12 protein-coding genes are annotated in these 20,404 nt (G+C 70.1%); 10 read left to right on the forward strand and 2 right to left on the reverse strand.

Features of this window, described 5'->3' with window-relative positions; translation table 11 throughout:
• Nucleotides 1-17: 17 nt before the first annotated feature.
• The 8 genes from M3Q35_RS31905 to M3Q35_RS31940 all read left to right on the forward strand — a co-directional run bounded on the left by M3Q35_RS31905 (nucleotide 18) and on the right by M3Q35_RS31940 (nucleotide 14,863).
• Nucleotides 18-1,307, forward strand: a complete 1,290-nt coding sequence (locus M3Q35_RS31905) for a DUF2786 domain-containing protein (protein WP_273936241.1) — start codon at nucleotides 18-20, stop codon at nucleotides 1,305-1,307.
• A 25-nt stretch (nucleotides 1,308-1,332) separates the two neighbouring features.
• Nucleotides 1,333-1,686 carry a nucleotide pyrophosphohydrolase gene (locus M3Q35_RS31910; RefSeq protein WP_273936242.1) on the forward strand — a complete coding sequence of 118 codons (354 nt, stop codon included), beginning with the start codon at nucleotides 1,333-1,335 and terminating at the stop codon, nucleotides 1,684-1,686.
• Between the two features lie 318 nt (nucleotides 1,687-2,004).
• Entirely contained in the window at nucleotides 2,005-8,556 is a 6,552-nt protein-coding gene (locus M3Q35_RS31915; protein ID WP_273936243.1) for a type I polyketide synthase, read from the forward strand.
• 6 nt (nucleotides 8,557-8,562) lie between these two features.
• Nucleotides 8,563-11,670 (forward strand): beta-ketoacyl synthase N-terminal-like domain-containing protein, encoded by a 3,108-nt coding sequence (locus M3Q35_RS31920; RefSeq protein ID WP_273936244.1) that lies wholly within the window; start codon nucleotides 8,563-8,565, stop codon nucleotides 11,668-11,670.
• Nucleotides 11,667-12,593: a hotdog family protein gene (locus tag M3Q35_RS31925; RefSeq protein WP_273936245.1), complete on the forward strand. Its 927-nt coding sequence runs from the start codon at nucleotides 11,667-11,669 to the stop codon at nucleotides 12,591-12,593. The genes M3Q35_RS31920 and M3Q35_RS31925 overlap by 4 nt, the downstream gene beginning before the upstream one ends.
• Nucleotides 12,590-12,892: an acyl carrier protein gene (locus M3Q35_RS31930; protein ID WP_273936246.1), complete on the forward strand. Its 303-nt coding sequence runs from the start codon at nucleotides 12,590-12,592 to the stop codon at nucleotides 12,890-12,892. The genes M3Q35_RS31925 and M3Q35_RS31930 overlap by 4 nt, the downstream gene beginning before the upstream one ends.
• 1 nt (nucleotide 12,893) lies before the next feature.
• A complete protein-coding gene (locus tag M3Q35_RS31935; protein ID WP_273936247.1) occupies nucleotides 12,894-13,733 on the forward strand; it encodes an alpha/beta fold hydrolase in 840 nt (279 codons plus the stop codon).
• Nucleotides 13,730-14,863 carry a glycosyltransferase gene (locus M3Q35_RS31940; protein WP_273936248.1) on the forward strand — a complete coding sequence of 378 codons (1,134 nt, stop codon included), beginning with the start codon at nucleotides 13,730-13,732 and terminating at the stop codon, nucleotides 14,861-14,863. The genes M3Q35_RS31935 and M3Q35_RS31940 overlap by 4 nt, the downstream gene beginning before the upstream one ends.
• On the opposite strand, the gene M3Q35_RS31945 is transcribed toward M3Q35_RS31940, so the two are convergent.
• Nucleotides 14,746-16,584: an AfsR/SARP family transcriptional regulator gene (locus tag M3Q35_RS31945; RefSeq protein WP_273936249.1), complete on the reverse strand. Its 1,839-nt coding sequence runs from the start codon at nucleotides 16,582-16,584 to the stop codon at nucleotides 14,746-14,748. The two genes, M3Q35_RS31940 and M3Q35_RS31945, sit on opposite strands and share 118 nt — an antisense overlap.
• 152 nt (nucleotides 16,585-16,736) lie before the next feature.
• Between M3Q35_RS31945 and M3Q35_RS31950 the strand changes: the two genes are divergently transcribed.
• Nucleotides 16,737-17,180 (forward strand): SRPBCC family protein, encoded by a 444-nt coding sequence (locus M3Q35_RS31950; protein ID WP_273936250.1) that lies wholly within the window; start codon nucleotides 16,737-16,739, stop codon nucleotides 17,178-17,180.
• Nucleotides 17,181-17,947: 767 nt separating this feature from the next.
• Nucleotides 17,948-19,429 (forward strand): EAL domain-containing protein, encoded by a 1,482-nt coding sequence (locus M3Q35_RS31960; RefSeq protein ID WP_337960643.1) that lies wholly within the window; start codon nucleotides 17,948-17,950, stop codon nucleotides 19,427-19,429.
• Here the strand turns inward: M3Q35_RS31960 and M3Q35_RS31965 are convergent.
• A complete protein-coding gene (locus M3Q35_RS31965) occupies nucleotides 19,426-20,388 on the reverse strand; it encodes an alpha/beta hydrolase (RefSeq protein WP_273936252.1) in 963 nt (320 codons plus the stop codon). The two genes, M3Q35_RS31960 and M3Q35_RS31965, sit on opposite strands and share 4 nt — an antisense overlap.
• Nucleotides 20,389-20,404: the final 16 nt, after the last annotated feature.

The raw sequence follows: 20,404 nt of genomic DNA on the forward strand, positions 1-20,404 counted from the left end.
GTCGCTACCCTCATGCGGTGGGAAGTTCCGACCGGGCCCGGCGGGCCGCGAAGCAGCACGCGCGCGCCCGACACGCGCAGCGGATGGCTGCTGGGGTCGACGCACGGTCGCTCGACGCCAACGGCATCGCGGCGCGATTGTGGGCCACGGCCAACGATTACTCGTACGGACAGAAGCAGACAGCCGCGGCCGAGGCGACGTTTCTGGCCGACGCCGACGACCTACACCTCGGCATCGCGGTGGCCGGGGTGTTCGCCCGGGCGCTGAACTTCCTGTGGCCCAACGGCTGGCTGCCCTACGACCTAGTGCAGGTGACCAGCCGGGAGTGCGACGAGTTCGCCACCGGCCTGGTCGTGGACGTGATCGCGGTCGACATGGCGCAGTACGCCGAGGCGACGATGCACGAGCGCTGGCGTGACCAGCTGCGGCAGATCGAGGCGAAGCCGTGGTGGCGGCACGACCGGCAGCACTTCGAGCAGTGGCTGGCCCGGCACATTCTCACCAAGGAGGAGGGGCTGGAGGTCGTCATCGTCGCGCTGGCGACGTTGATGGCCCTGCCCAAGCTGCCGCGGATCCTGCCGCTGCCCGGCAATGCGACGAAGGCCGACGTGTTGCTCGGGCACGGCGTCGACCAGAAGGTGCTGGCCCGGGTGCGAGGATTGCTCGCAAAAGCCGAGTCGACCGACTTCCCTGACGAGGCCGAGGCATTGTCGGCCAAGGCCCAGGAGCTGATGAGCCGGCACGCCTTCGAGCGGGCGCTGCTCGACGCCGACGAGCACGTGCCGCAGACCGCCGGTTCGCGGCGGGTGTGGCTGGACACACCGTATGTCGGTGCGAAGGCGCAGCTGGTGGCCGCGGTCGCGGCGGCCAACCGGTCGAAAGGCGTGGTGTACGAGAAGCTCGGCTTCATCGCGCTGATCGGGGCCGACCTCGACCTGGAGATCACCGAGCTGCTGTCCACTTCGCTGCTGTTGCAGGCGACGCGGGCGATGGTCGCGGCCGGCGCGGGCCTCGACACCCGTAGCCGCACCTATCGGCAGTCGTTCCTGTTGGCCTATGCCACCAGGATCGGGCAGCGGCTGCGGGCCGCGACCGAGCAGAGCGACGACCACACCGCCGACGACCGGCTGCTGCCGGTGCTGGCCGATCGGGAGAAGGCCGTGTCGGAGCTGTTCGAGGAGCTCTATCCCAGCACTGTCAAGAAGTCCTACACAGTGGGCAGCGCGGCCGGGTGGGAAGCCGGCACCGCGGCCGCGGATCAGGCCGACATCGGGTTGAATCGGCCGAACTTGACGCCCACTCGGTAATACCGGCGACTACGACAGGCAACGCGTGACCGACATCGAGGACCTCACCGCCCGGATTCGCGAGTTCGCGGCGGCCCGGGCCTGGCAACGATTCCACACCCCCAAGAACCTGGCGATGGCGCTGGCCGGCGAGGCCGGCGAGCTGCTGGCCGAGCTCCAGTGGCTGTCCGACGAGGAGATCACCGCCGCGCTGTCCGAACAGGACGCTCGGGACCGGGTCAGCATGGAAGTGGCCGACGTGTTCATGTATCTGCTCCGTTTCGCCGATGTGACCGGCATCGATCTGGCGCAGGCGACGTTGGACAAGATGGCTCGCAACGAATTGAGGTACCCGGCGGACAAGTCACGGGGAAAATCGACGAAGCATGACCGGCTATAAGTATCTGACCAGCCAATTCATCTCTCGGCTACACATGAGTAACGTCGAAATCATCCGTCGACCCCGGTGCCGGCCACCTCGATCGGTCGCGACCCGATCGGAGCAGCTCGGCAGGTCAGCACGGTTGTCACCGGGGTTCAAGTCCCACGCGGGCGCTTGAGCCGCGCTGAACTTCCACGCAAACTTTCCTGAACTCACCAGTTCCTCAATTGACGAAAAGGCAGCTTCGGCCATAGCCTTTCCGCTCGGATCCACCCAATTAGGGTGTGGCTACACCGATGTGCGCACCCATAGGTCCCGTACTCATACGGAGGCTCGATGGCTGCCCACACCTCCGGCTCTGGATTCACACGGAATCTCGTGCTCGGAGTCAGTCCCTTCGCGGTGCCGGATGCCCGATTGGTTTCCGCGGTCGGTCGCGCCGGCGGCGTCGGCATCCTCGATCTCGGCGTCGGCGACCGACACAGCCGCGAGGCCCTCGACCTGCTGCTGAGCTGGGCCGGCGGGCCGTTCGGCGTGCGCGTGACCGGATCCTGCGCCCTCCAACCAGAGGATCTTCCTCGGGGTCACGTCGACACCGTCCTGCTCGGACACGACGCGAAGTGGTCTATTCCAGATCTGGCCGCGCAGTACCGGGTTCTGGTCGAGGTGTCGAGCAAGGCCGAGGCTGTGCAAGCCGCCGAGCAGGGCGCACACGGCATCGTCGCCCGTGGTCACGAGGCCGGCGGTCCGGTCGGCGAGTTGAGCACGTTTGTCCTGCTACAGCAGTTGATTGACGTCATCGAGCTGCCGATATGGGCCTGGGGCGGCATTGGTGTTCACACGGCTGCCGCAGCGGTGGTCGGTGGCGCGGCCGGTGTTGTCCTCGACACACAATTGGCCCTGCTCTCGGAGTCCGATGTGGACGACGAGATCGCCGCGGCAATCCGCCCAATGGATGGTTCCGAGACGACCGTTGTGGACGGACAGCGACTGCTGATCCGCCGCGGGGCCGGCCAGGCCCGGATTCCCGTTGGGCAGGACGGTTTTCTCGCCACTCGCTTCGCGGACCGCTACGGACGTGTCGACCGTGTGGTGCGGGCGGTCAAGGACAGCGTGGTCACGGCGTTGCGGCAGCAGCCGGTCGCGCCGAGCGTGATCGCCCAGGGGCCGATGACCCGGGTCAGCGACCGCGCCGGTTTTGCCGCCTCTGTCGCGGAAAACGGCGGCCTGCCGTTCGTCGCGTTGGCGTTGGCGACCAAGGAGCAGACCCGGGCTTTGCTGCGGGAGACAATGGACCGGCTGGGCGATCGTCCTTGGGGCGCGGGCATTCTCGGCTTCGCCGCCGAGGAGGTCCGCACCGGGCAGCTCGAGGTCATCGAGGAGCTGCGCCCGCGGTACGCGATCATCGCCGGCGGCCGGCCGGCCCAGGCCGCCGCGCTGGAGGCGCTGGGCATCACCACCTTCCTGCACGTGCCGTCGCCCGGGCTGCTCAAGCAGTTCCTGGACGCGGGCGCGCGGCGGTTCATCTTCGAGGGCTCGGAATGCGGCGGCCACGTCGGTCCCCGGTCCAGTTTCCCGTTGTGGGAGGCGCAGCTCGGCGTGCTGCTGGACTGGCTCACCGGCAACGCCGAGGCCGAAGTGGACGTGTTGTTCGCCGGCGGCATCCACGACGAGCGGTCAGCGGCGATGGTCGGCGCGATGGCGACTCCGCTGCGTGAGTACCGGTGCAACGTCGGCGTGCTGATGGGCACCGCGTACCTGTTCACGGAGGAGGCCGTCCGTGACGGGGCGGTGCAGCCGTTGTTCCAACGGCAGGTGATCGACGCCTCGGCGACGGCACTGCTGGAGACCGCCCCCGGGCATTCGACCCGCTGCGTGACGAGCCCGTTCGCGTCGGAGTTCCTGGCGTTGCGGGACTCGTTGCGCGAGCAGGGCGTGCCGGACCGCGAGGTGTGGGAGCAGCTGGAGCAGCTCAACATCGGGCGGCTGCGGATCGCCAGCAAGGGCGTGGAGCGCGAGGGCGCGGCGCTGCTGGACGTGAACGAGGATCGGCAGCTGGCCGAGGGCATGTTCATGGCCGGGCAGGTCGCGGTGCTGCGCGATGCCGTGACCACCGTGTCGGCTCTGCACGAGAGCGTGACCGCCGGGGCCGTCGAGTATCACGCTGCGCGGGCGGTGGAGCTCGGTGTCGCGGAGCCGGTGGCGGAACCGGAGCCTCAGCCGCTGGATGTGGCGATCATCGGTATGGCCTGCATGTTCCCGCAGGCCCCCGACCTGCCGACGTTCTGGGCCAACGTGCTGGCCGGCATCGACGCCGTGACCGAGGTGCCGCCGGAGCGCTGGGACGCGGACGTCTACTACAACGCGGATGGCGGCACCGACCTGACGCCGTCGAAGTGGGGCGGTTTCCTGCCGGAAATCCCGTTCGACCCGCTGCGCTACGGCATTCCGCCGGCCTCGCTGGCCAGCATCGAGCCGGTGCAGCTGCTGGCGTTGGAAGCCGCTTACCGCTCGCTCGTGCATGCGGGTTACGGCGACCGGGCGTTCGACCGGGCCAAGACCAGCGTGGTGTTCGGCGCGGAGTCGGGCAGCGACATGGCCAGCGCGACCACCCTGCGCACGGTGCTGCCGTCGTACCTGGGCACGTTGCCCGAGGAGCTGGACCGCCAGTTACCGCGGCTGACCGAGGACACGTTCCCGGGCGTGCTGGCCAACGTGATCGCCGGGCGGATCGCCAACCGCCTCGATCTGGGCGGCGCCAACTACACGGTCGACGCCGCGTGTGCCTCGTCGATGGCCGCGGTGGACGTGGCGTGCAAGGAACTCGTGCTCGGCACCAGCGACATGGTGCTGTGCGGCGCGGCCGACCTGCACAACGGGATCAACGACTACCTGATGTTCAGCTCGGTCGGCGCGCTGTCGCCGTCCGGCCGCTGCAAGACGTTCGACAGCAACGCCGACGGCACCACATTGGGCGAGGGCGTCGCCTGCGTCGTGTTGAAGCGGCTGGCCGACGCCGAGCGGGACGGCGACAAGATCTACGCGGTGATCAAGGGCATCGGCAGCGCCAGCGACGGCAAGTCGTTGGGGCTCACCGCACCGCGGCCGGAGGGCCAGCGCAGCGCGGTGGAACGGGCCTACCGCAACGCCGGCGTGTCGCCGGCGCAGGTCGGGCTGGTCGAGGCGCACGGCACCGGCACGGTCGTCGGCGACCGGACCGAGCTCGGCACGCTGGCCCAGGTGTTCGCCGAGCACGGGGCCGCGCCGGGCAGCTGCGCCATCGGGTCGGTGAAGTCGCAGATCGGGCACACCAAGTGCGCGGCCGGGCTGGCCGGGTTGATCAAGACGACCTTGGCTCTGCACAACGGAATCAAGCCTCCGACGCTGCACGTTTCGCGGCCGAACGCGGCCTGGGACGCTTCGGACAATCCCTTTGCGCTGCACGCCGAGGCCGCCCCGTGGGCGGCACCGGCCGCGGAGCGAATCGCCGCGGTCAGCGCTTTCGGCTTCGGCGGCACCAACTTCCACCTCGTGTTGTCGGCGTACGACAAGGCCCCGGTTCCTCGGCACAGCAACGACGAGTGGGCCGCCGAGCTGTTCACGTTCCGCGGTGCCGACCATGCGTCGGCGGCTCGGTCGGTGGAGTGGCTGCTCGGGCTGGCCGCCCAGGACGGCTGGCGGCTGCGGGACCTGGCCAAGACCGCGTCGCGGCGGGCTGAGCAGCGTCGCGAACCCGTGCAGATCGCTGTCGTGGCACGGAATTTGACCGAGCTTCCGGGGTTGTTACGGGCCGGCGTTGCCGGCGAGCACGATCCCAAGCGCGGTGTCTTCGTTGCACAGCCGGCTGATGGTAAGGTCGCGTTCCTGTTCCCGGGTCAGGGCAGCCAGCGGCCGGGCATGCTGGCCGAACTTTTCGTGGCGTTCCCGGAGATCCAGCACCTGCTGCATCTCGGGCGGGACTGGGCCGACACACTGTTCCCGCCGGCCGCGTTCGACGCCGATGGCGTGCAGCGGAGCAAGGACCGGATCACCGACACGCGGGCCGCGCAGCCGACACTCGGCATCGCGGGGCTGGCCGTCAACCAGCTGCTGACGCGATTGGGTGTGCGACCGGATCTGTTGGCCGGCCACAGCTACGGTGAGCTCGTCGCACTGAGTGCCGCCGGATCTTTCGGCCCCGCAACGCTTTTAGCCCTCAGCAGGGCCCGTGCCGAGAGCATTCTCGGCGCTGCCGGCGATGATCCCGGGACCATGGCAGCCTTCACCGCCGGGCTGCCGGAGGTCGCCTCCGTGCTGACCGACGAGCTGGTGGTGGCGAACCACAACGGCCCCAAGCAGGTTGTGCTCTCCGGGCCGACGCCGGCCGTGCGGGCGGCGGTCGAGACACTGCGGGCGGCCGGCGTCTCCGGCAAGCAGATCCCAGTGGCATGCGCGTTCCACAGCCCGGTGGTGGCCGCCGCGAGCACGGCGTTCGGCGAGGCGTTGTCCACACAGGACATTCGCGATCCGGAGCTTCCGGTGTGGTCCAACCGAACCGCCGCGCCGTACGACGGGAACGTACGGGCCGAGCTGGCCGCTCAGATCGGGTCGCCGGTGCGGTTCGTCGACCAGATCGAGTCCATGTACACCGCCGGCGCGCGGGTGTTCGTCGAGGTCGGTCCGGGCAAGGTGTTGTCCCGCTTGGTCGAGGCCATTCTCGGCGACCGGCCGCACGTTCGCGTGACCACCGACGGCGGCGTCTCCGGCTTCTTGGCCGCTGTCGCCCAACTCGCCGTTTCCGGCGTCAACGTCCGCACCAGCTGGCTCTTCCACGGCCGGGACGCCGTGGACGTCAGCACCGCCACCCCGCCGAAGCGTCCCGGGTGGACGATCGACGGTCAGCTCGTTCGCACCGCCGACGGGCAGTACCTGGCCGGCGGGCTGACGCCCGCCCGACGAGTGGAGTTGTCGATGACGTCCCAGCCGAGCGTCGGTCAGGACGCGCTGATCAGCGAGTACCTGCGCACCAGCCGCGAGATGGTCGCCGCTCAGCGGGATGTCCTGCTCGCCTACTTCGGCGGCTCCGCCAACGCCCGCGTCATCGAGCACGTCGCCGCCCCGATCCCCGAGCCCCTCAGGCCGGTCGAGGTAGTCGCCGTGGCACCGGAACCCGAGCCCGTCACCGACGTGCTGACGACCGTGCTGGACGTCATCAGCCAGCAGACCGGCTACCCGACCGACATGATCGACCCGACCTTGGACCTGGAGGCCGACCTCTCCATCGACTCCATCAAGCGCACCGAGATCGCCGGCACCCTGGTCACCAGGCTCGGGGCCGCCGCCACCTCGGACGTGGAGGAGCTGACCAAGGCCAGGACCGCCCAGCAGATCGCCGACCTGTTCGGAGCCACCCCGGTCGAGCCGATCGTGGTCGAGCCCGTAGCGGTCGAGCCGGTGGCCAGTGAAGCTGTGGCCGTGGCGGCCGGCCGGCCGCCACGGCGGTTCGAGATGGTGCCGACCGAGGTCGGTGCGGCCCGAGTTCTTGATTTCACCACCCTGTCCGGCAAGGGGTTCCGCATCATCGGGGGCCACCCCGAGCTGGTGACCGAGGTGACGGCGGCGCTGGCCTATCACCAGGCGTCGGTCAGCGACAATGCCGACAACCTGCTCTACCTGGGGGCGCTCTCCCCCGGTGACGACCCGGTGCTGCCCGGGGCCTTCACGGAGTTCAAGGTGGCGCTGGCGCGAAAGCCCCGGTGGGTGGTCGCGGTGTCGCCGATCGCCGAGCACGCGGACGACCGGGTGGTTGGCCTGCGCGGCTTCTTCCGGACGATCTCCCGTGAGTACCCGGAGACCGTGGCCAAGCTGATCGAGGTGGACGCGGCGGCGGTCACCGAAGGGCTGATGGCCGAGCTGCTGGCGGACGACCGGCACCCGGTGGTTGTGCGGCAGAGCGACAGCCGCAAGACGATCGACATGGTGCCGGTGGAGCTGGGGTCGCTGGGCACGACGGGGGCCGGACCGGCGGGTGATGGAACGGCGGAGGCGCAAGCGATCGGGCTGGACCGGGACTCGGTGGTGCTGCTGGTCGGCGGGGCGCGCGGGATCACCGCGCAGTTCGCGACGAAGCTGGCGGCGACGAGTGGCTGCCGCATCGAGCTGATCGGGCGCACGCAACTGCCGGCGGAGCCGGAAGACGCGGCGACGGCGTCGGCCAAGGACAAGACGGCGCTGCGGGCGGCGCTGATCGCGCAAGGGCAGCGCAACCCGGCGGAGATCGAGCGGATGTCGGCGAAGATCCTGGCGGCGCGGGAGGTCCGGGCGACGCTGGACGAGCTGCGGGCGCTGGGCAGCACGGTCGGCTACCACTCGGCGGACGTCCGCGACCAGGAAGCGTTGCACCGCATCGTCAAGGAGATCTACACGGATCACGGCCGCATCGACGGTGTCTGCTACGCGGCCGGCGTGATCGAGGACAAGCTGATCGCCGACAAGGACTCGGACTCGTTCCGGCGGGTCTTCGACACCAAGGTGGACGGGGCCAGGGCGTTGCTGTCAGCGGTCGAGGAACTGCCGAACCCGCCGCGTTTCGTGACGTTGTTCGGCAGCATCGCGGCGGCGCTGGGCAACCGGGGGCAGATCGACTACTCGGCGGCCAACGATGCCTTGCAGACGCTGGGATCGCTGTGGGCCAAGAAGACCGGCACGCGGGCGCTGACCGTCCACTGGGGACCGTGGGCGCCGGACGCCCGCCACGGCGGCATGGTGACGCCGGAACTCCAGCAGGAGTACGGCCGCCGTGGCATCGAGCTGATCGACCCGGAGGAGGGCACGATGGCCCTGCTGCGGGAGCTGGCCTTCGGCGACCACGGCGTGCGGGCCGTGGTCTACACCGCCTCCGGTTGGTGACGGCGGATGCCCGATGTCGCCATCGTCGGTATGTCGGTCCTGCTGCCCGGTGCCCCGGATCTCCAGTCGTACTGGCGAAATCTCGTCACGGGCGTGGACGCGATCACCGATGTGCCCGAGCACCGCTGGGATCCGGCGTATTACGACCCGGCCGGTGATGCGCGGGCCGATCGGCTGTACTGCCGGCGCGGCGGCTTCGTCGACGAGTTCGCCGACGTGGATCCGACCCGGTTCGGCATCATGCCGAACTCGGTGGCCGGGGCCGAGCCGGACCAGCTGATCGCGATGCGCGTCGCGGCGGCGGCGATTGCCGATGCGGGCGGCGATGATCGGCTGCCGGAGCGCGACCGGATCGGCGTGATTCTGGGCCGTGGCGGCTATCTCACGCCGGGCGTGGTGCGGCTTGATCAGCGCGTGCGGACGGCCGTGCAGTTGGTGCGGACGTTGGGCGAGCTGGTGCCGGGCCTCGGCGCGGCCGAGCTGGAGCGGGTACGGGCGGCGTTCACCGAGCAGCTCGGGCCGGAGCAGCCCGAGTCGGCGATCGGCCTGGTGCCCAACCTGGCCGCGTCCCGGGTGGCCAACCGGCTCGATCTTCGCGGCCCGGCGTACACGGTGGACGCGGCCTGCGCGTCGTCGCTGATCGCGGTCGACCATGCCGTGCACGAACTGAGCAGTGGGCGTTGCGACGTGGTGTTGGCCGGCGGCGTGCACCACTGCCACGACATCACGTTCTGGAGCGTGTTCACGCAGCTCAAGGCCTTGTCGACGAGCCAGCAGATCCGGCCGTTCCACCGTAATGCGGACGGGATCCTGATCGGCGAGGGCACTGGGGTCGTGGTGCTCAAGCGGCTCGCCGACGCCGAGCGCGACGGCGACCGGATCTACGCGGTGGTGCGCGGCACCGGCGTGGCCAGCGACGGCCGCAGCGCCAGCCTGTTCAACCCCGATCCCGGCGGCCAGGTGCTGGCCGTGCGAAAGGCCTGGGCCGCAGCGGGATTGGATCCCGCTGCGCAGGGATCTGTCGGCCTGCTCGAAGCGCACGGCACGGCGACACCGGCCGGCGACTCGGCCGAGCTGTCTACGCTGGCCACGGTGTTCGGCGGGCCCTCGGACAAGCCGGCGGTGATCGGGTCGGTGAAGTCGATGATCGGCCACACCATGCCGGCCGCCGGTATCGCCGGCCTGATCAAGGCGGCTCTGGCCGTGCACCACGGCGTGCTGCTGCCGACGCTGCACTGCGACGACCCGAACCCGGCGTTGAACGCGACCCGGTTCCGGCCGATCTCACAGGCCGAGGTGTGGACCGACGAGGTGCGGCGGGCCGGCGTCAATGCCTTCGGGTTCGGCGGCATCAACGCGCACGTGGTGTTGGAGCAGGCCCCTTCGGCCAAGCCGGCCCCGACAACAGTTGTTGTCAACGAGCCGGTGAAGGTCCTGCGCATCGCGGCCAACAGCGGCAACGAGCTGCTGGAACGTCTGCACAGGGGCGAGAACCACGAGACCGGCCGGCTGCGACTGGCCATTGTGGACCCCAACGCCAAGCGCATCGCCCTGGCGGAGAAGGTGATCGCCAAAGGCACGGCCTGGCGTGGTCGGAGCAACGTCTGGTTCAGCCCGGAGCCGCTGCTCCCCCAGGGCGGCATAGCCTTCGTCTTCCCCGGGCTGGAAGCGGATTTCGAACCGCGTGTTGACGACGTGGCCGATCATTTCGGCCTGCTGCGGCGATCCGTCGGCAACGGCGACCTCGGTCGGCACGGCATGAGCGTGCTCGGCGTCGGCCGGCTGCTGGACACCGCGTTGCGGCGCATCGGCATCGCACCGACCGCCCTGGCCGGGCACAGCATCGGCGAGTGGACGGCCATGTCGGTCAGCGGCATGTTCTCCGACCGGGCTGTGGAGGACTCGCTGGCCCGGTTCGATCCGACCGGCGTCGAGGTGCCGGGCGTCGAGTTCGCCACCCTGGGCTGTGGCGTCGAGCGGGTGGCCGATGCCATCGCCGATCGGCCGAACATCGTGCTGTCACACGACAATTCGCCGAACTCGACGATCGTCTGCGGGCCGCCGGGCGAGATCGCCGAGCTGGTCGCCGAGTTCCGCGGGAAGGCCGTGGTCAGCACGGTGCTGCCGTTCCGCTCCGGCTTCCACACGCCGATGCTCCGGCCGTACCTGCAACCGTTCGTGGACCTGGCCGACCGCCTGGAGATGGGCCGGGCCACGCTGCCGATCTGGTCGGCGACAACGGCTTCGCCCTACCCGACCGACCCGGACGGGGTGCGGGAGCTCTACATCCGGCACCTGATCGAGCCGGTGCGATTCCGTACGACCGTGCAGGCCATGTTCGACGCCGGCATCAAGGTGTTCGTCCAGGTCGGCGCCGGACAGCTCGGATCGTTGATCGACGACACGCTCAAGGGTGCCGAACACCTGACCGTGGCGGCGAATTCGACCCAACGCGGCGGCGTGGACCAGCTGCGCCTGGTCGCTGCGGCACTGTGGGTCGAGGGCGCGTCGCCGGACTTCTCGCTGCTGGAGCCGACCCGCCAACCCGTCGCTCTGCAACTGGGCTCGCCGTTGGTCAAGGTGAGCACGACGATCAGCACCGCCGGTCCGTCCCGTTTGGACGCTCTCACGGCCGACTTCCCCATCGCGGCGGAACTCGAAGCGCTGCTACGGGAAACCGCGGAGTCGGCGGCCCAGGTGATCGCCGCCCGGAGTGGGCCGAAGATCCGGCCGTTGACCAAGCGGCTGACCATCTCCACCGACGCGATGCCGTTCCTGCTGGACCATTGCTTTGCCCCGCAACGGGATGGCTGGCCCGATCTGGCCGACCGCCGCCCGGTGGTGCCGGGCACGACGCTCATCCAGCTGATGATGGACGCCGCCGAGGACGCGACCGACGGGCTCACCGCCGTGCGCGTGCACGATGTCCGGTTGCAGCGCTGGCTGATCGGCGCACCGGCCGTGGACGTGATCATCACGGCCGAGCCCATCGGGCCGGACCGGGTGAGGGTCACGGTCGGTGATCACTCGCAGGCCGTGGTCGAGCTGGCCCCGCAGTGGGCCCTCGGCCGCATCGCCCCTGGTCCGTGGCCCAACGCAACCAGCCGGACATGACCGCGCGGGAGTTCTATCAGCGCAGGGTGATGTTTCACGGCCCGGCGCTGCAAGGCATCACCGCGCTGACCAGCGTCGGGGCCGACCACGTCGAAGGCGTGATCACCACCCCGGACGTGCCCGGCGGCCTGCTCGACAACGTCGGCCAGCTGCTGGGCTACTGGATCTGGAAGACCCAGGTGACCAAGCGCATCGCCTTCCCGGTGCAGATGGGGCGGATCGAGTTCTTCGGCCCGCACCCCGCCCCCGGCACACCGGTCGACTGCGTGATCAGGGTGGTCGATGTGAGCGACCGGATCTACCAGGTCGACGCCCAGCTGACGGTGAACGGCGTGGTGTGGGCGGAGATCGGCGACTGGCGGGACCGCCGCTTCGACAGCCACATGGACCTGGACGAAGCGTGGCGGTTCCCGGAGCGGAATGCCTTGTCACAGCAGCAATCCGGCGGCTGGGTGGCCGTCGCCGAGCGCTGGCCGGACCTGGCATCACGGGAGCTGTACCTGAGCAAGTACCTCAGCGGCCGCGAACGCGCCTGCTACGACAGTCTGCCGCCGCGCAACCGGCGACACTGGCTGCTCGGTCGCATCGCGGTCAAGGATGCCGTACGAACCCTGTTGTGGGACAACGGCTCCGGACCGGTGTTCCCGGCGGAGATCCTCGTCGAGGACACCGCCGACGGGGTGAAGGTGTCGGGGCACAACGGTTTTCCGCTACCGGCGGTCTCCGTCTCCATGGCGCACTCCCACGAGCTCGGCGTCTCCATCGCACGGTTCGGCCACCACCCGGTGAGCATCGCCATCGGGGAGCCGGACAGCGCGCCGGACGGCCGCAATCGGGCCGTCATCAGCAATCCGGCCGATCTGCCGGCCCGGCAGTACGTCGTCGCGTGGACCGCCGGTCCCGCCGATCAGGAGGAAGAATGACCACCACCGAGGCGTCCCGCGACGTCGTGTTCACCGAGATCGACGGCATGCTGCGCCAGGTGCTGGCCGAGCTCGGCGTCGACGACGTGGAGATCACCGAGCAGACCTCGTTCAACGAGGACCTCGAGCTGGAGAGCATCGACCTGGTCACGCTGACCGCGTTGATCTCCGAGCGCTGGGGTGAGCCGGTGAACCTGGCCGAGTTCCTGGCCGACAAGGAACTGGACGAGGTCATCGCGCTCAAGGTCGGCGACCTGGTCGACTTCGTGTGCGGGGCGCTGGCCCGCGCGGGAGGCTGACATGGGCAAGATCCTGGCCAACGGCATCGACACGCACTTCCAGCGCATGCCGGCCAAGGGCGTCGACCCGGCGACGGCGCCGACGGTGGTGTTCATCCACGGTCTCGGCACCGACAGCCTGGCCAGCTTCTACCTGACGCTGGCCGCGCCGGTGGCCGCGGCCGGGATCAACGTGCTGGCCTACGACCTGCGCGGGCACGGCCGCAGCGGCTGTCCCGACACCGGCTACACGTTCCAGCATTTCGTCGACGATCTCGGTGCGCTGCTGGACGTGTTGGAGCATCAGGGTCCGGTTCACCTGGTGGGCAACAGCTTTGGCGGCACTGTCGCGTTCGGACACGCCTTCGCCCGGCCGGAGCAGGTGGCCAGCATCGTGTCGATCGAGTCCGAGCCGCCGACGCAGCCGTGGTCGGACCGCATGGTGCAGGCCATGGACTACATGGCCGTGCAGCTGTCCAGCGAGCAGACTTTCCTCGATCTGGAGGCGCAGAACGGGGCCCATCACGCCAAGCTGGCCCGCAAGGCCGCGGCCAAGCTGTTCGCCACGACCATGATCAAGGAGGTGTGGCACGGCCGGCTGATGTCGGCCGATGAGCTGCGGGCGCTGCCGACGCCCGTGCTGCACATCCTTGGCGGGGAAGGACTTCAGGGCGAGGACCCGCGAGCGTTGGAACGGGCGCTGTCGCACTGCCGCACGGTGGTGATTCCTGGGCAGGACCACTCCGTGTTGGTCGACGCGCACCGGAAGGTACGGGAGCTGCTCATCCCGTGGGTGCGCGGGATCCACACCAGCGTGCCGTGGATCAACGCGGCGGCGCAGGCCCGCGAGCTGATCGCGTGAGCCGATTCCTGTTCGTGGTTCCCCCGCTGGTCGGCCACATCAACCCGACCGTAGGGGTGGCCGCGCGGTTGACCGCGGACGGCCATGAGGTCGGTTGGGTCGGCCCCACCGCCGGCTTGGCAGCGCTGGTGGGCGAAGGCGCGCGGTTCTACCCGTCGGACCGGTCGCTGAGCGAAGTGGTGGTGGCGGGCCGGCCGCCGGAGCTGCGGGGGTTCGCCTCCCTCAAGTTCCTCTGGGAGGAATTCCTCATCCCCCTCGCGGACGGCATGACGCCCCTGGTCGACGCGGCCGTGGCGGAGTTCCGGCCGGACGCGATGCTGGTCGACCAGCAGGCACTGGCCGGCGCGCTGGTCGCCGAGCGGCGAGGCCTTGCCTGGGCCACCTCAGCCACGACGTCAGCGGAGTTGCTGGAGCCGTTGGCCGAGCTGCCGAAAGTCGTGGCCTGGCTGGACGATCTGCTCAACGGGCTTCGGCAGCGACACGGCTCGCCGCAGGCTTCCCACGATCTCCGGTTCTCTCCACACGGTGTGCTGGCGTTCAGCACGGAGGAGTTGGTGGGGCCGGTCAAAGCGAAGACCATCTATGTCGGTCCGTCGATCACCGCACGTCCCGACGACACGCCGCTGCCCGAGCTGGACGGCCGGCCGGTCGTCCTGGTCTCGCTCGGCACGGCCAATGCCGATGCCGGCGGCCGGTTCCTCGGCGCGGCCGTCGAGGCGCTGGCCGGAATGCCGGACTATCAGGGAATAGTGGTGGATCCGACTGGCGTCCATGGCCCGCGCCGGGTGCCGCAGCTGGCGTTGCTGCCGAAATGCGCGGTGGTGGTCTGCCACGCCGGCCACAACACGGTCTGCGAGACGTTGAGTCACGGCGTGCCGCTGGTCGTGGCCCCGATCCGCGACGACCAGCCCATCGTGGCCCAGCAGGTCGTCGATGCCGGCGCGGGCGTGCGGGTGCGCTTCGGCCGCGTAACGGCGGAGCAGCTGAAGCAGGCCATTACCGAGGCCCTCGGTCACGCCGAGGGCGCGCGGCGGATCCAGAGGTCGTTCGCCTCGGCCGGTGGTGCCGAGGCGGCGGCGAACTGGCTGAGCGAGCTCGCCGCGACCCGAACGAGCGAGCTGAAGCGGTAGTGGAAATGACCGCCGAAGGTCTCGACCGTGGCCAGCTGGTGCTCGACCAGCGACTCGAGAATGGCCTCGGCGGTCCGCTGGTCGCAGCCCAGCAACGCCGCCGCACCCCGGCTGGTCAACGGCTCGTCCGTGGCCGTGGCGAGCCGGAAGAAGGCGTCACGGTGGGCCGGGGACAGCGCCCGGCAGCTCAGCTCGATGCTGCCCTGTAGGTCGACGCGGGCGTTGACCAGCTCGTCCAGCCAGTCGCCACGATGCCGCAGCCGTTCCAGCAGCACCGCGATCGTCCAATGTGGACGAATCGCCAGCCGGTTGGCCGCGGCCACCAGGGCCATCGGGGACGCCTCGAACAGCCGGATCAGCTTGCGGGCCTGGGGCAACTCCGCCCGCAGCCGACGCCAGCCGATCACCGAGCCGAGCAGCTCCAACGCCTCATCCTCGGCCGGCGGCCCAAGGTCCACGGCCAGACTCGTGCCACGCAGCGGCAGCCGCGTCCGGCAGCCGACGATCACCGCGCAGCCGCCACCGCTGGGCAGCAACGGCGCCAGTTCGACCGTGCTCACGGCATTGTCGATCAAGATCAGCACCCGACGCTCCGCGGTCCAGCCTCGCAGCAGCTGGCTGCGCTCCTCGATGCTGTCCGGCAGCTGCGCGACCGTGCCGCGGATGGCCCGCAGGAAGCCGGTGAGCGCCTCGACCGGAGTCTGTTCGGCCAGGTCGGCGTGCAGCTGACCGTGTGGGAAGCGGGCACGGACCCGGTGCGCGAGATGCGTGGCGAAGGCGGTCTTGCCCGAGCCCGGCGGCCCTACCACCGACACCACGGCCGGCGCGGAGCGGGCCGGCTGTTGCAGCTGGCTCTCGGCGGCGGCCAGCTCGACCGTCCGACCGACGAAGACCGGCAGGTCGGCCGGCAGCTGCGCCGGCGGATCGACCCAGCCGCCGGTACGGACCGCGCCGCTGGGCGTCAGCGCGTCCAGCTGGGGATTGCCGACCAGCAGGCCCCGGTGGACCTGCTGGAGCTGCTGCCCCGGCTCCAGGCCTAGGTCGTCGACGAGCGTGGACCGGATGCGCTGGAAGACGTGCAGCGCCTCGGAGCGACGGCCCAGCAGGTGCAGCGCCATCATCAGCTTGACGTGCAGGCCTTCGTGCGCCGGATAGTCCCGGACCAGGGTGCTCAGGTCGTTGATGACCTCGTGGTGGTGGCCGAGCATCAGCTCGACCTCCATCCGCTGGTCGATCACGCCGACCTTGGTCTCCTCCAAGCTCCGGATGTGGTGCGCCAGCACCGGCCCGGCGTCCACGTCGCTCAGCGCCGAGCCACGCCACACCGCCAGCGCCGCGCGCAGCGTCTCCGCCGCCGACTCGATGTGGCCGCTGTCCAGCTCGGACCGGCCACGCGCGACCAGCACGCCGAACCGGCCGGCGTCCACGTCCTGGTCCGGCAGCGTGAGGGCATAGCCGACGTGCCTGGTGTGCAGCACCGACACCGTGGAGTCGTGGGAGGCCAGCAACCGGCGCAGATGTGACATATAGGTCTGGAGCGTGCCCATCGCCTTGGTCGGCGGCTCCGGGCCCCACACCTCCTCGATGAGGTGCTCGACGCGGACCACGGTGTTGGCGTTGAGGGCGAGCAGGGCGAACAGCTGCCGAAGTTTCGGCTGCGAGGGGGTGATGCGCTCGTCGCCGCGCGTCACCTCGAACTGGCCGAGCACCCGCACCTGCATCTGCACACCTCCCGCCAGAGGTTGTCGTCCGGTCCGCAGTTCCTATCGCGCCGTGGCGGTCCCGTCCAGCATGAGTAAACGGACGGTCACGCGCTGTGCCCCAATGGTGCCCCTCGGTCGGGTTCATTGTCGTCGCTGCGACAATCGGGGTCATGGCAGAGGTGAAGGCAACCGCCGAGCGGGTCATCGACAAGCCCTCGGACGCGGTCTACGCGGCGCTGGCGGACTACGCCGGCACCCGGGCGGGGATCCTGCCCGAGAACTACAGCGAGTACGAGGTGCTGGCCGGCGGGACCGGCGCCGGCACCAAGGTGCACTGGAAGCTCCAGGCCACCAAGAAGCGGGTGCGGGACTGCGTGCTGGAGGTCAGCGAGCCGACGCCGGGCACGCTGGTGGAGACCGACGCCAACTCGACCATGGTGACGACCTGGACGGTCACGCCGCAGGGCGAGGGGTCCAGCGCCGTGCACGTGCAGACGACCTGGCAGGGCGCCGGCGGCGTGGCCGGCTTCTTCGAGGGCACGTTCGCGCCGCTGGGACTGCGCCGGATCCACACGGCGACGCTGGACAAGCTGGCTGCAACCGTTCGCAGCTAGTTTCGGTATGAATTCCCGGGGCCACCCTCGGCCTTGTTCGCTCGTTCGAGTGAACAAGGCCGAGAGATCATGGACGGCCACACCCAGCCGGTACGCTTCCGCCACCGCGGGGCATGGCAACGGCGAGGTGAACCCGAGTGTCGGTAGTCCATCACGGTGACGGTGACATCGATGGGGACAGCGCGGGCGCGGGCCGATCGGCATGAGCGTCCCGCAGCCGCGTCAACCGAGCGGTTCGCGCGAACGGACCAGGCTCACCAAGAAGTGGGCCTACCTGGTCGCGCAGTCCAACTACCTGCCGCTGGCCACCGGTGAGGTCGAGGAGCGGTTCGCCACCATGCTGGACCAGCTGATCCGGGCCACCGAGGCCGAGCCGATGGACACCGCGGCGGCCGCACGGGTCGGCCGGCAGCTGGTGGCGCTGAACTGCGTCAGCGAGGACAGCCTGGCCAGCACCGTCGAGGTGCTCGGTGGCGGGCTGATGATGCAGCCCGAGCTCCAGGGCCGCCGCAAGATCGCCGAACGCGTGGTGACGATCCTGGGCGCGCTGGCCGCCGGCTACGCCGACGCGACCAAGCATTCGATCTTCGAGCAGCAGCAGAACCTGACCAAGTCGCTGTTCACCGCGGCCAACGAGACCCAGCAGAGCCTGACCGCAGCGCTGGCCCGCTTCGACGAGGTCTGCGCCGCATCGGCCAGCGGTATCGGCATCATCCCACGCCGGGCGGTTCCTGCGCAGCAACGAGGCGCTGAGGCGGATCCTGGACATCAGCGAGAACGATCTGGCCAAGCGCACGCTGTTCGAGCTCATGCCGCCGCCCGAGGCGACCCGGATCCGCACCGCGTGCACCGAGCTCACCGACGGCCGGGTGGACCGGATCCGGCACCGCCGCACCGTGCTGTACGCCGGCGAGGAGGCCGTGCGGCCGCTGCTGTCGGTCGCGCCGGTCCGTGATGGCAAGGAACTCGTGGTCGTGCTGGACGACGACTCCGAGCTGTCCCTGCTGCGCAACCAGCTCAAGCACCAGTCGCTGCACGACGTGCTGACCGGCCTGCCCAACCGGCAGTTCCTCAGCACCCGGCTGGAGGCACTGCTCAACCAGGCCGACCGCGGCACCGGAACCACGCTGTACCAACTCGACCTCGACGCCTTCTCGGTGATCACCGACGGGCTCGGCCGGCAGGCCGGCGAGCAGGTGCTGTGCACGGTCGCCGACCGGCTGCGCGCGGTGTTCCTCGGCGAGCGGGCGATGATCGCGCGTATCGGCCATGACGAGTTCGCGGTGCTGGTGGAGAACACGGCGGCCACGCCCGGCGTCGTGGCCACCATCGAGCGCATCAACGAGGAACTGTCCGAGCCGGTCTACCTGCCCGGTGGTCAGGGCGTCACGGCGTCGGCGACCATCGGCGTGGTGCACCGGCCGCCGTCCGGCCTGTCGATGGACGACGTGTTCCAGACCGCCGATCTCACGCTGCGGCGGGCCCGGCGCAAGGGCACCTCGTGGGAGCTGCACGACACCGTGCTGGACGCCGCCGACCAGGAGCTTGCCGCCATGGCTGCGGCGTTGCCCGGCGCGTGGGAGACCGGCGAGGTGCGGCTGGTCTTCGACCGTCAGGTGGAGCTGGCCACCGGCCGTCCGCACGGCGTGCAGGCGGTGCTGCGCTGGGATCGGCCGGGTCACGGCGTGGTCGATCACCGGCAGTGCGTGGAGTTGGCCGAGCAGACCGGGATGATGGTGCCGCTGGGCGGCTGGCTGTTGCGCAGTGCGTGCGAGCAGGGCGCGGGCTTGGACTCCGCGGTGGAGATCAGCCTGCCGACCTGTCTGGCCAACGACGAGGAGCTGGTCGCCCGGGTACTCGGCGAGCTGGGGCTGAGCGGGCTGCCGGCGTCACGGCTGCGGGTCGGCCTGCCGGCCGGCGCGCTCGGCGGCACCGCCGCGGACAACGTGGGCTTCCTGGCCGACAACGGCATCGACGTGATCGTCGACGAGTTCGGGCTCGGCGCACACGACCTCACGTACCTGGAGGACCTCAAGCTCCGCTCGGTGCGGATCGCCCGCTGGCTGGTGGCGCGGCAGGCCCGGCCCGAGGGACCCGGCCCGGTCGTGCAGCGGTCGCTGACGCAGCTGGTCGACCTGGCCCACGAGTCCGGGGTGACGGTCGCCGTGGACGGCATCGAGTCCGAGGAGCAGGCCGACTGGTGGCGTGAGCTGGGCTGCGACGTCGGCGCCGGACCGTACTTCGACTAGCAGCGCGGCGGGTTTCCCGTCGGCCCCAGCACACGGTTGGCCCAGGCCACGGCTTTGGCGAACCAGTCAGGGGCGTGCGGCGCGAGGTTGAGGTCGTGGCCGGCGTCAGGCAGCTCGTACGTGTCGACGCACTGGGCTTTCGGGTAGTGCGCGGCCTCGTGCTTGAGCGCGGCGGCGTAGGCCAGGTCCTGCTGACCCTCGGCAATCAGCACCGGCACGGCGATGTCGTTGGTGATCGGGGACGCCTGCGCGAGGAGCGTGTCGGCCAGTTCCGTCGTGGTGACGGTGTCCTTGACCTTCTCGTCGGCGGCGATGACCGCCGGATCGTCGTGCGGGCCGTGCCAGAAGACCTGGCGGGTACCGGGACGAGTGGTCAGGTAGGTCGGGTCCAACGACGCCGGTATCAGCGAGGTTGCGACGGGGACGGCCGCCGCCGGCTGGACCTCGTGGGCCATGCCGGTGATCAGCAGCGCGTCGACGTCGGCGTAGGTGGCGGCCTCGTACCAGGCGACGACGGAGCCGTAGGAATGGCCGGCCAGCAGGACTCTCGTGAAGGGGGCGCCGAGCTGGCCCAGCCTCGCGGCGTTGACGACCTGGTGCACGGCGCTGGCTTCGCTGGCGTTGGTCAGCAGCGGGCCGGCCGGGTGGGAGCTGGCCCCCGTACCAGGACGGTCGAGGGCCAGCGTGGTGTAGCCGGCGGCGGTTGCTCGCCGCACGTACGAGTAAGTGTCCGGCTGGTAAGGGAAATCCCAGTAGGCACGATTGTAGGTGGCCCCGGCCAACAGGATCTGCACGGTCGGGGCCGGCTTTGCCCCGGCCCAGCAGAGCTGTCCGGCCACGGTCTGCGTGCCGGCGAGCGGCATCGTCACCGGGACGGCGACGTCCCGGCAGGTGGGGGCATCGGCGACGGGCGTGAGCGTCGCCGCGGACATCAAGGCCACCAGTGCCGCTGTGAACACGGGCCGGAGTCTAGGG

Source organism: Kutzneria chonburiensis (assembly GCF_028622115.1).
GTDB classification, from domain to species: domain Bacteria; phylum Actinomycetota; class Actinomycetes; order Mycobacteriales; family Pseudonocardiaceae; genus Kutzneria; species Kutzneria chonburiensis.

Excerpts from the sequence above, each read along its gene's own strand:
- M3Q35_RS31915 (WP_273936243.1), top strand. The coding sequence starts at position 2,005 with ATGGCTGCCCACACCTCCGGCTCTGGATTCACACGGAATCTCGTGCTC.
- M3Q35_RS31920 (WP_273936244.1), top strand. The coding sequence starts at position 8,563 with ATGCCCGATGTCGCCATCGTCGGTATGTCGGTCCTGCTGCCCGGTGCC.
- M3Q35_RS31925 (WP_273936245.1), top strand. The coding sequence starts at position 11,667 with ATGACCGCGCGGGAGTTCTATCAGCGCAGGGTGATGTTTCACGGCCCG.
- M3Q35_RS31930 (WP_273936246.1), top strand. The coding sequence starts at position 12,590 with ATGACCACCACCGAGGCGTCCCGCGACGTCGTGTTCACCGAGATCGAC.
- M3Q35_RS31935 (WP_273936247.1), top strand. The coding sequence starts at position 12,894 with ATGGGCAAGATCCTGGCCAACGGCATCGACACGCACTTCCAGCGCATG.
- M3Q35_RS31945 (WP_273936249.1), bottom strand. The coding sequence starts at position 16,584 with ATGCAGGTGCGGGTGCTCGGCCAGTTCGAGGTGACGCGCGGCGACGAG.
- M3Q35_RS31950 (WP_273936250.1), top strand. The coding sequence starts at position 16,737 with ATGGCAGAGGTGAAGGCAACCGCCGAGCGGGTCATCGACAAGCCCTCG.